Source organism: Coleofasciculus sp. LEGE 07092 (assembly GCF_015207375.1).
GTDB lineage: Bacteria > Cyanobacteriota > Cyanobacteriia > Cyanobacteriales > Coleofasciculaceae > LEGE-07092.
This window is the reverse complement of record NZ_JADEWY010000171.1, coordinates 1-11792: the sequence shown is the minus strand read 5'-3', so window position 1 is coordinate 11792 and position 11792 is coordinate 1. Positions and strand designations below refer to the sequence as shown.

The window sequence follows — 11792 nt, the reverse complement described above, 5'->3', positions numbered from 1 at the left end:
CCCCATCTCCCTCCATTCCCCTTCTTTAGTAAGCCATAATACTGTCCAAGGCAGGTGGAGAATGAGGGATGGAGCCAGTAACGATGATAATTGGCGGATGGTTGGGGGAGTTGGCAACGGTAAAGGTTGCTGAGGCGTTGCTGACGGGTGTTGGAAGTAAGCTGAATCCTAATGATTTGGAGAGGGCTTTAAAAGCGGCGATTAAAGCGGCTCAGGAGCAACATCAAGCGTTATTCTTTCGGTGTGAGCCGGATTTTGTGCCGAAGTTTCTGGAGCATTTTTTTAAGGGCGTTGGACTTGAGGAGTTGCAGAAGCCGCTGAATAATCAAGGGATGCCACAGGTTGATTATTTGGTGGCTGCGTTTAAACAAGCGGCAAATGATGATTCCAGAATGCAAGGAAAGATTGAGGAATCTTTGGTTAAGTCTTGGATGGAGGTTTTTGTTAGAACCTATTTTGAGCGGACGAATGAGTATTTAAGGTTTCAGGTTGCGAAAGCAGATTATTTTGAGCAATTGGCAAATTGGTTTGATGATGTCAAGTTTGCCGGAATTGCGGTGCCTGGGCAGGAGATTGAGCAGTCGGAACGATTGGCTCAAATTTTTGTGATGCCGGATGTGGTGGAGGATGGGCGGACTCGTTCAGGCAGTGGGTTAGAGCCAGAGTTTTTATTGGAAAGAACGGGTAATCGTCAGACAGAATTACTTTGGGAACAACGGACGCGATCGCAATTTGAAAACTTTTCGGGGAGAAGGTTTAACGCACGGCAGTTGTTGAGTCAGAGTCAGTCTAAAAAAGTAGTGCTGTTGGGTGCGCCTGGTTCGGGTAAAACTACGTTGATGAGTTATTTTGCCGTGATGCTGGCGCAGAATACCCCCCCAACCCCCCTTAGTAAGGGGGGAGAGAAAAATGTAAATGTATTGGGGTTAGATGGTAAGACGGACTGGCTACCGATTTTAATTAAAATTCGAGATTTGGCGAGGCAACCGGATAGTAGTATTCTCGATTATACCAAGCAGTTTGCTGAGAAAAGTCTGTCTGTAAAAGCGCTACCAGAAGGATTTTTTGAGTATTGGTTGGCGGATGGACGGGCGCTGATTTTGCTGGATGGGTTGGATGAAGTTGCGGAAGAATCCAAACGGTATGAGGTGGTGCAGCGGATTGAGAATTTTCTGGGGCAATATAGCCAGAATCGAGCCATTATTACTTCCCGTCCAGCGGGATACAAGCGGGACTTTTTCAAGACGGAGGAGTTTCCTCACTACGAATTACAACCCTTTGATGATGACAAAATTGAGGAGTTTATTAACCGTTGGTACGATAGCCGCGTTGCTGATAAAGAGGAAGCGAAACGGCGGAAAGAGAGTCTGAGGAAGGCGCTTTCGGATAATGACCGGATTAAATTACTGGCACGAAATCCGTTATTGTTGACGATTATTGCCCTGATTCACCGTTATCAAGCGGTTTTGCCGAAGGAGCGATATAAGCTGTATGACAAGGCAGTAGAAACGTTGTTAACCTCTTGGGATGCGAATAAAGAACTGACGAATCATACGGTATTAACCTATCTGGGGCTGGATGATTTGCGGCGGTTGATGGAAACTCTGGCGTATTGGATTCATACGCAGGGAAGTACGGGGGATAAGGAGGGGGGAACGCTGATTGATCGGGATGAGTTGATTAGTCAGTTGGGCAGAGAGATTCGGACGCTGAAACAAATTCAACTGTATGAGGCGAAGGAAGAGGCAAAGCGGTTTATTGAGTTTATTCGCGATCGCACGGGGTTGTTGAATGAACAAGGCACCGATTGCTATGCCTTTGTGCATAAGACGTTTCAGGAATATCTGTGTGCTGAGGAAATTAACTATCAGGCGGATAATGAGGGGGATTTTGATATTATTCTGGAGCCTATTAAAGAGCATCTCCATGACCCGCATTGGCGGGAGGTGTTGCTGCTGCTGATTGCTCAACAAAAGCCGAAGAAGGCTGTTAAAGCGATTCGGGCTATTCTGAATAACAATAGTGAGTATGAGCAATGGCTGCACCGGGATTTATTATGGGCTGGCACGTTACTCACTGAAAATATTAAAGACTTGAAGGTGGCAGATAGTAGGTTGCCGCAGGAGATTGTAGAGAGGTTAGTCGAACTGGAAATTAGTGATGAGGCGTGGGTTGGTAGAAAAGTTCGTCAGCAGGTTTATGATATTTTTTGCCACCTGCATGAGACTGATTTTGAAGCACAAGCACTGGAACTGTTGAAAGCTCAAGCTGAAACGATTGGTGAAGGAAGGTTGCTGAAATATCAGGCGGCGTTAGGGGAACAAGAAGCGGTAGTTGAAACCTTGTTGTTGCGTTTAGAGGATGAGAATTCTGATGTGCGTTTCAATGCTGTCTATGCCTTGGGTAAGTTAGGGCAGGGTTCAGAAACGATAGTCAATGCCTTGCTATTGCACTTAGAGGATGAGGATTCTGGTGTGCGTAGGGAGGCTGCCGATGCCTTGGGAAAGTTGGGACAAACTTCAGAAACGGTAGTGAATGCCTTGCTTTTGCGCTTAGAGGATGAGAATTCTGATGTGCGTGTCAATGCTGCCTATGCCTTGGGTTTGTTAAGGCAGGGTTCAGAAACGATAGTCAATGCTTTGCTTTTGCACTTAGATGATGAGGATTCTGTTATGCGTGATTTTGCTGCCCGTGCCTTGGGGAGGTTGGGGCAGGGTTCAGAAACGGTGGTGAATGCCTTGCTATTGCGCTTAGAGGATGAGGATTCTGGTGTGCGTAGCTATGCTGCCTTTGCCTTGGGAAAGTTGGGACAAACTTCAGAAACGGTAGTGAATGCCTTGCTATTGCGCTTAGAGGATGAAGATGCTGATGTGCGTGGCAGTGCTGCCTCTGCCTTGGGTAAGTTGGGGCAGGGTTCCGAAACGGTAGTGAATGCCTTGCTATTGCGCTTAGATGATCAAGATTCTGGTGTGCGTTGGGAGGCTGCCCATGCCTTGGGTGAGTTGGGGCAGGATTCAGAAACGGTAGTGAATGCCCTGCTATTGTGCTTAGAGGATGAGAATTCTCGTGTGCGTGGCAATGCTGCCTTTGCCTTGGGTAAGTTGGGGCAGGGTTCCGAAACGGTGGTGAATGCCTTGCTATTGCACTTAGATGATGAGTATTCTTATGTGCGTGTCCATGCTGCCATAGCCTTGGGTAAGTTGGGCAAGAAATCCAGTGATATTCTCCCGGCTATTGTGCAATGGCTTGAGCAACACCAAGATTCAGACTATGTTGGCAGTGGAATTGATGCGCTGTGGGATTTGGTTGGCAACGGATAAGTAACTGAGATCTTGCTCCAGTGGCAACAACCCGCCAGTGGTTAAAACCACTGTCTCATAGCTAAAGTCGTCTAAAGACGACTGGCACTGACTTAAGCGTTTGTAGTAAGCGCTTCAGCGCTTGAGGCACTAAAGTGGCGACTACGAACCTATATTATTTCAGTGACATTCGTCTTGCATACGACTGGACAAGCGTTTTAGTCCATTGAAATGGACTTAAGCTATTAGCCCGGAGTTTTAACTCTGGGCGGGTTTTCGGGTTTACTGACAATGGTGCAAGATGTGAGATGTAACGGATGGGTTGTCTGTTATCCGCTACATCCGCTATCTAAATCCGTTGCCAATTACTGACTCTGTGGTGTTGGGGAATAGGGAGTGGGCTTCGCCGTGAGCGTCAGCCGAACGGGAGTAGGGAGTGGGGAATGGGGTGCGATCGCTCATTTAAGAACCTCCAAGACTCATTCGAGACGTTTTGAGACTCATCCACGAGTCTTTAAGACTCATCAACGAGTCTTTGATACTGTCCAGAGAGTGTTTGATACTCATTGACGAGTGTTTGATACTCATCCACGAGTGTTTAAGACTCATCTACGAGATTCTGATACTGTCCAGAGAGTATTTGAGACTCATCTACGAATCTTTGAGACTCATCCAGGAGTCTTTGATACTCATTGACGAGGTTCAGAACCTAAAGCGATCGCATTTCCAGATTGAAGATAGTCAAACTCGGAGCTGTTCCCAGTCATCGGGTTGTAGATTAAGACTGAGATTCGTTGATTTGTGCCGTAGTCCTCGTGTCATGATCGTGTTGAGTTTCAGCACTAATGCCTTGTACGACTAAAACCGAGCAAGGGACGTGATGGACAACATGATTACTGACACTTCCCAAAAGCATTTCTGCAAAGCCGCGCCGCCCTCGACGACCTAGCACAACTAAATCAGCTCCCCAACTCTGAGCGAGTTCCCGAATTGCGCTGCCAGCGTCTCCAACTTTGCAAGTCCATTCTGTGGCTACTCCCTCTGCCGTTGCTTTCTGACAGAAATGAGAAAGCCATTTCTGAGCGTCTTCGGTTTCCTTTTTCAACTTATCTTGTATCAGGTTAGAAAAATCAACCAACTCTCTGCCAAACATATCCCCGTAGTAACCCGTTCCCTGAGCTTCTATTGGCAGACAGTGAAACACCATCAGAGACGCTTTTTCTCGTTTGGCAAGCTCCATGGCTTGTTCAAATACCATTTCTGCCTCCGCTGAACGGTCAATAGCCACCAGTATTTTTTGGTACTTCATCGTAGCTTCTCCTTATCTCCCGGTACAGTTTATCGATGAACAACCATCCGATAAACTCCATGAATTGACATCCTCCCCTGCTTTTTGAATCTCGGAAAGCCCATTTCTTTACGATTCATATCAAGAAAAGTTGTTTACAGCTTTCTCAATACCTGTTGTAAAACTTGAACATTGACTGATTTAACTTCAGGATTCTTTTTACTTGCCTCAGTTAAAGATTTAGCTTACTTGACCCCCGACTTTTATACGGATTGTTTACTGAAGTGGACGCAGGCTCAAGGGATACTCGTTTTTGGTCGTGCCGTTGGCTACTCATGACCACCTTTGATATGAATTTCTTAAAAAGTAGACTCTCTATCATAGCATTTTTTTGGCTTTTTTAACCCCTTTTAAAGTAACGTAATGTGACAGATGATTCGTCAAGCTGGAAAAATTTGGAACTAAAAAACTCATCGGGAGTTAAAACAAAAAGTAACGCTGCGCCATGGGTAAAACTGTAGCGGGTTCACAGGTTAGCAACTCCCCATCCGCCCTCACTTCATAGGTTTCTGGATCAACCTCTATGTGAGGCAGTGCATCATTGAGTTTCATATCTTGCTTCTGCAACTGTCTGGTATTAGAAACCGCAACAGCAGGTTTTTGTAAACCCAGTTGAGTCGGAATTTCTTTCTCTAATGCAGCCTTAGAAACAAAAGTTAAGGATGTTGCCGCGATCGCACCTCCAAAACTACCAAACATGGGACGCATATGAACAGGTTGGGGTGTCGGAATACTAGCATTAGCATCCCCCATTTGCGACCAAGCGATCGCACCGCCTTTAATCACAATTTCCGGCTTCACGCCAAAAAAGGCAGGTTTCCACAGGCATAAATCCGCCAACTTGCCTTCTTCTACCGAACCCACATACTCAGCAATGCCGTGGGTAATAGCCGGATTAATCGTATACTTGGCAATATATCGTTTTGCCCGGAAATTATCATTTTCACCCCCTTGGTTAGAGGCAAGGAACCCGCGCTGCACCTTCATTTTATGGGCGGTTTGCCAAGTGCGGATGATAACTTCCCCGACTCGTCCCATTGCCTGAGAATCCGAGGCAATCATGCTAAATGCCCCTAAATCATGCAGGATATCCTCAGCCGCAATAGTTTCCCGACGAATCCTAGACTCGGCAAACGCCACATCCTCTGGAATCCCTCGATCTAAATGGTGGCATACCATCAACATATCCAGGTGTTCTTCCAAGGTGTTGGCGGTGTAGGGACGAGTGGGGTTAGTCGATGACGGCATTACGTTAGCTTGACCGCAAACTTTGATAATATCGGGAGCATGCCCTCCACCTGCGCCTTCAGTATGGTAGGTGTGTATTGTGCGGTTTTTGAATGCGGCGATCGTGTTTTCTACAAAACCCGCTTCGTTGAGGGTATCGGTGTGAATCGCTACCTGCACGTCATACTCATCAGCAACACCCAAACAGGTATCAATGGCAGCAGGTGTAGTTCCCCAATCTTCGTGTAACTTTAACCCCATAGCACCGGCTAAGACTTGTTCCACTAGTCCTTGGGGTTGACTGCTGTTACCCTTACCCATAAACCCCAGATTTACCGGAAACGCATCCGCTGCTTGCAGCATCCGGTAAATGTTCCAGGGACCTGGGGTGCAGGTGGTGGCATTCGTTCCAGTTGCTGGACCTGTACCGCCGCCAATCATGGTAGTAATGCCGGATGCGATCGCAACTTCGATCTGTTGGGGACAGATAAAGTGAATATGGGCATCAATTCCACCTGCCGTGAGAATCATCCCTTCCCCAGCAACCGCCTCAGTACCCGGTCCGATAATAATGTCTACATTATCCTGGATGTAGGGATTGCCTGCTTTACCAATCTTGAAAATTTTGCCGTCTTTAATCCCAATATCGGTTTTGACGATACCCCACCAATCCAGAATTAAGGCATTTGTAATCACCATATCTACGGCACCGTCAGCATTAGCAATGGGGGATTGTCCCATGCCATCTCGGATAACTTTGCCACCCCCGAATTTCACTTCATCGCCGTAGGTAGTGTAGTCTTGTTCGACTTCTATCAATAATTCTGTATCGGCAAGACGGATGCGATCGCCTACAGTAGGACCATAGGTTTCGGCGTAGGCACGGCGATCCATACGATAACTCATAGCAACTCCTCACACAATCTTATCAGTATTAAGTATCATTACTCCAGCGTCACCGTTTCACCTGTTTCTGCTGACTGACGCGCCGCTTCTCCTACCTTGAGGGCGTACAAGCTCTCCTCTGGAGACACGTACAGAGGTGTTCCTGTCGCCAAATAATCTAACACCATGGTGGTATCTTTGACAAACAAACCGCGCTTTCCTGCCACGGCAATGGGTATCCTTTCCTCTTCCCGAATCAAGGTTCCTTCCTCTGACTCAAATACTAGCGTTCCCTTGTCTCCATGTACCTCAAAATTACGCAACCCCTGCCAAAAACCCTCCCCTTTTGCGTAAGTAACCTCTGCAATTAAACCGTTGACGAAACGAAATTGACCCGAACACAAACAGGCAGTATAATACTCACCATCCCCCCAAAACCGAGTTTGACAGCTAACCGCCGCTACTTTACCAAACAGGTTCGTGAATCGGTGAATATGAGGCAGGGCAGCTTTAAAGGGAAAGCCAAATAATTCTCGGTGATAAGTCCAGCGTTTCGGTGCGGGGTGCTTGGGTACGATAGTAATATAACGAGCGTAAACAGCATTCCCAGTTTCTGATAGGGACTGTCGCAGAGCTTGATGTAATCCCCCCAATAACTCAATATGTTCTACGTGTAAGAGTTTACCTTTAGATCGCGCCAAAGCAATCAAGGACTCGGCTTCTGAAGGGTCTAGAGAAATGGGATATTCAACAACAATGTGCTTCCCCGCTTCCAACGCAGCACGAACAATTGCCCCATGATCACGATTAACGGTACAAACAAACACCAAATCCACCTCAGGGTGTTTCACAACCTGCTGCCAAGAATCTACGGCTGAGGTGTTATGAGTGTGGGCAAACTCTTGGGTTTTTTCTGGAGTATGACCGCTAAAGACAACTAAACGCGATCGCTCATCGGTTTGCAATACTTGCGCCCGTTGGTTGGCAGCATACCCAGTCCCGACAATACCAGCCTTAATCATTAAAAAAATGAATGATGAACAAAGGAGTTTACGGCTCTCCAAACCGATAACCCTTACCATACACCGTATGAATCAGGGGTGTCTCATCCTTTGCCTCAATTTTGCGACGCAGCAAGCGCACTAGGGCAGCTAACACGTTACTACTCGGTTGCTCGTCCTCCTTCCACAACTGCTGATAAATTTCCCCATGAGTCAACAACTGACCTGCATGGCGCATAAAATACTCAAGTAGCTGACTTTCCTTTTCCGAGAGTTCGATTAACCGTCCGTCTCTGTAAGCAATCTGATTTTCCACGTCTAACTCCAAGGATGCCACCCGCAACCGCTGAGTAGTTCCCGCCTCAGTCGTTACAGAACGTCGCAATAGAGCCCGGACTCTAGCTAACAACTCTCGCAGTTCAAACGGTTTGACTAGATAATCGTCTGCCCCGGCATCCAATCCCATTACCCTATCATCTAAGGTGTCCTTCGCGGTGAGGAAAAGAACGGGAGTAATACGCCCTTGCGATCGCAACTGCTGGCAAATGTCAAGCCCCGACTGTTGAGGTAACATCCAGTCTAAAATTAGTAAGTCGTAATTGCCTTGCATCGCCAACTGACTGCCAGACTGCCCTTCATAAGCCACATCAACCTCGTATCCCTCACGCCGGAGTACTCGACTCAGTGGCTCAGTGAGTTCAACTTCATCATCAACTAACAGGATGCGCATTCTAGCGATCGCCTCTTAGCTCTTAAACGTAATTAAGATTATTAATAACTATTATATCGGTTACAACTCAATCTTGTCCTATCCGATTTTTTCCAACACTTTCGCCGCCGCACAGCGAACGGATGTTAACCGACATCTTAAATCTCTTTGACTCATTTCATGCCATAAGGATTGGTAGTCATCGTGATAATCTTTCAACAGGTTAGCCAATTTAACTTCCCAAAATTTCCAGAATGCATCATCCAACCTTGAATTAGCATCTAACCTTTGTTTTAGGGACGATTTTACCGCTTGCTGATAGACTTCAGCAGATTCATATTGCATAGCATAAAGGACGAAAGGTAACGCTTCTTGGCGAACACCAAAGTTCTGGCAGAAGTTGCGCTTTTTACCAAAGAGCTTTAAATCAGCATCTGGCGAAATAGTTGTTTTTTCAAAACAAGAAACCTCTAGGCGAGAGCCTAATTCTATAAATGATACATCCTTAAATCCCGTCAACCAAACCAGTGAAGTCCATAACTCTTTCAGAACTTGAACACCCCAATTATCTCCCAGTTCAGCTAAATAGTCTTGCTGTAACTCCCGAAGATTTTCTCTATTATTCTCGACAATGGCATAAGCATCGAATAAACCGCCATCTAACGCATTAACCAGAACTGAGATAGCCTCTGAATTAGTGATAAGTTTTAGGGATTCAACTAAAGGATAGGATACGTCGTTATCAAAATTCAAACTTTGCAAAATCGCGTTAACAGCTTCAGCCGTACCAATTCTGGCTAACGCTTCTGCTGCTGAGACTTTGAGGGAACAATGATTTTCTTGCAAAACCTTAACCAGCGTGGGAACGGCTGCGGGATTGCCAAGATATCCAAGGATAACTGTAGCCAGATAACGCTCTTCTGCCGAAGCGATTTCGTTCTCAGTTAGATCATTAGATTCGAGGTGTTGATTCAACTGTTGAGGGGAATCGAGAAGCTGATTTTGCAATGAAAGCGATAATTTGAACCGACTTAGAAGTTGGGGTAATGTGTCTTCGCCTAAAATTTCTACGAGCCACGTTGCTATCTTTTCTAGCAGTTGGTGTTTATCGCCAGAAACGTTACCTATAATCGTTACAAATAGACTGATACTATCATGGCTCAGGGATAGGATTTCTGTATAATCATTCCATCGGGGTAAAAGAGTCTTTGATGTCAAAAAGTGAGAAATATCAAACGTTTTTTCTGTTTCTTCAATAATTTTAAACGCCGTCTGAGCTGATACAATAAGGTCATAGTCCTCAATCTCTTGGAGAACTTGAAGCGCCGCAGAGCAAACCGCTGCATCATCATGTTTAGATAAGGCTACACCCGCGATCGCTCTTATTGAAGGATCGGGATGCTCTAAGGCTTCCTCTAATATTGTCAATGCGGCTGGACTATTCAGTTGACTCAGGACATATCCGGCAACATAAGGAATACTTTCATGGGGACTTTGTAATGCTTGTGCCATTTCTGGAACCAGGGGTTCATAAGTTTCACCTAGTTTGACTAAAGCTTTAGCGACAACACAAATAATGTCTTCATCTTCGATTTGCAAGGCTTGCATCAGCAGCGGAAATGTGGCTGGAGAAGCGATTTTACATAGTCCTGTTACTGCCAGCAATTGGATATGATCATTTTCATCATGGAACAATTGACTTAAATAAGGTAAAGTGGCGTCTGTGCCGATTTTAGCCATCAGATAACTTGCCATGACTCGTGTAGTCTGTTGTTCGGAGTTTAAAGCGTTGACTAATTCCGGAATTATTGCTTCATCCGCCACGTCTGACAACGTATTCGCGGCATACACCTGTACATTTTGATTCTCATTTTCCAGGCATTGGAGCAGAATAGGAATAGTGGCTTCTTTGTCCAATTTCCCCAGCGCCAGGATTGCAAATTCCCGTAGCTGATCATCAGCGGCTTGTAACGCAGCCGTTAAAACCTGGAAAGCAGCATTTTGATTTAAGATCCACAATAGTTGTAGGCAAATTCGACAAAATTGTAAATTATCGCTGTTTAACGAACTGAGAAATAAATCAATTTCTATCGGACTAAAGGAATCTTTCTCCTCTGAGTTATTGCTTTTTCTTTTAGCCAGTGCTTGACTCATCATGTTGTCGAATGCTTCAAGGGCTGGTTCATTCCCTCGACGTTTCAGTTTTTGGTATAAAATAGGTAGAACAGCAAGAGAACCAATTGTTCCGAGTGATTTTAAGGCTGTCTTACAAACAGAATTATACTCGTCTTGAAGTTTAGAGAGTAATGCTGGAATGGCTGAACTATAGCCCAGTTCTCCTAGAGCTTTTGCGGCTAACTCGCGTACCTGTTCGTCTTCATCATTTAAGGCGTGACGAAGAAAGGGAATAGCTTGCTCAGAATGAGTAAGTTGTAATAAATGAATTTTAACGGGTAAAGGAATAGTAAGAGCATCAATCAGTCTAACCGTTTGAGCTTGGAACTCAGGTATAACCGCTCCGGCTAATTTAGCACCGAGTTTGAAATCAACCTCTAAGGCTAATCGAATAATACGCAACGCTAAGGCGTCTTGGTCAATTTCCTTAAGAACTCGTTCCCAGGTTGGTGCCCATCGCTGGGGAGTGAGATACTCGTTTTTTAGTTGCTCATCGCTGAAATGAGGGAGCCGTTCAATTAACGCTTCAAACACTAAACCTCCTGGGGTTTTAATTAGGGTTGTGGCTATCCATTAGCGGCGAAAGAGGCGATAGATGAGGGCGATTAAAAAGGGCGCACTGAACCCGAACCCAATACTCAACACGAAGACGGGGGAAGTGAGGAAGGAGATATCTTTGTAGGAGGCAGGCTGGGGTTGTTGGACAGAGATGGCGGTAGCAGTTAAGCCACTGATAGCGAATCCAATACCTGCCAGGGCTATAGTATTATCGAGGGCGCGATCGCTTTTGGTTTGTTCGAGGTCGATAATCCCTTGTATTGTACTAGTCAGGTTTTCGAGTAGGGTAAGTCCGGGTTGGAAGTTTTGGCAGTCTGATGCGATTTGTCGCTGATATTTTTTACCATAGATATCACTACTAAATACGTCTAGAACGGTTAAGTCACTCCCCGGATAGTTTTTTATCATATCCTGAATACGGTCTTGGTAGTTTCCTAGGTTAACTTCAATCGTCCGGCTTTGACTGAAGGGGTGACAAGCGGCTCAAAAGTTTGATGGTTCTTGCTTTTGAGGCAATTGAGGTCAAAAAAGATGAGCGCTTATTGACAGTCTTGTTGAGAATAAATTGGTTTCATCCCTGTTCGCGATAA

At 45.6% G+C, this 11792-nt stretch carries 7 protein-coding genes; 1 reads left to right on the top strand and 6 read right to left on the bottom strand.

Annotated features, from left to right (window positions below; genetic code table 11):
• Window positions 1-68: 68 nt before the first annotated feature.
• Entirely contained in the window at window positions 69-3320 is a 3252-nt protein-coding gene (locus IQ257_RS26705) for an NACHT domain-containing protein (protein ID WP_193933354.1), read from the top strand.
• A gap of 757 nt (window positions 3321-4077) precedes the next feature.
• Here IQ257_RS26705 and IQ257_RS26700 read toward each other — a convergent pair.
• The 6 genes from IQ257_RS26700 to IQ257_RS26675 all read right to left on the bottom strand — a co-directional run bounded on the left by IQ257_RS26700 (window position 4078) and on the right by IQ257_RS26675 (window position 11610).
• Entirely contained in the window at window positions 4078-4608 is a 531-nt protein-coding gene (locus IQ257_RS26700; protein WP_193880160.1) for a universal stress protein, read from the bottom strand.
• 459 nt (window positions 4609-5067) lie between these two features.
• Window positions 5068-6780 (bottom strand): urease subunit alpha, encoded by a 1713-nt coding sequence (gene ureC / locus IQ257_RS26695; RefSeq protein ID WP_193880156.1) that lies wholly within the window; start codon window positions 6778-6780, stop codon window positions 5068-5070.
• A gap of 38 nt (window positions 6781-6818) precedes the next feature.
• Window positions 6819-7781, bottom strand: coding sequence for a Gfo/Idh/MocA family protein (locus IQ257_RS26690; RefSeq protein ID WP_193880153.1), 963 nt, complete (start codon window positions 7779-7781; stop codon window positions 6819-6821).
• A gap of 28 nt (window positions 7782-7809) precedes the next feature.
• Window positions 7810-8490 carry a two-component system response regulator RppA gene (gene rppA / locus IQ257_RS26685; RefSeq protein WP_193880150.1) on the bottom strand — a complete coding sequence of 227 codons (681 nt, stop codon included), beginning with the start codon at window positions 8488-8490 and terminating at the stop codon, window positions 7810-7812.
• 78 nt (window positions 8491-8568) lie between these two features.
• On the bottom strand, window positions 8569-11178 hold the full coding sequence (locus IQ257_RS26680; RefSeq protein ID WP_193880147.1) for a HEAT repeat domain-containing protein: 2610 nt from the start codon (window positions 11176-11178) through the stop codon (window positions 8569-8571).
• A 39-nt stretch (window positions 11179-11217) separates the two neighbouring features.
• Window positions 11218-11610 (bottom strand): hypothetical protein, encoded by a 393-nt coding sequence (locus IQ257_RS26675; protein WP_193880144.1) that lies wholly within the window; start codon window positions 11608-11610, stop codon window positions 11218-11220.
• Between the last annotated feature and the right edge of the window lie 182 nt (window positions 11611-11792).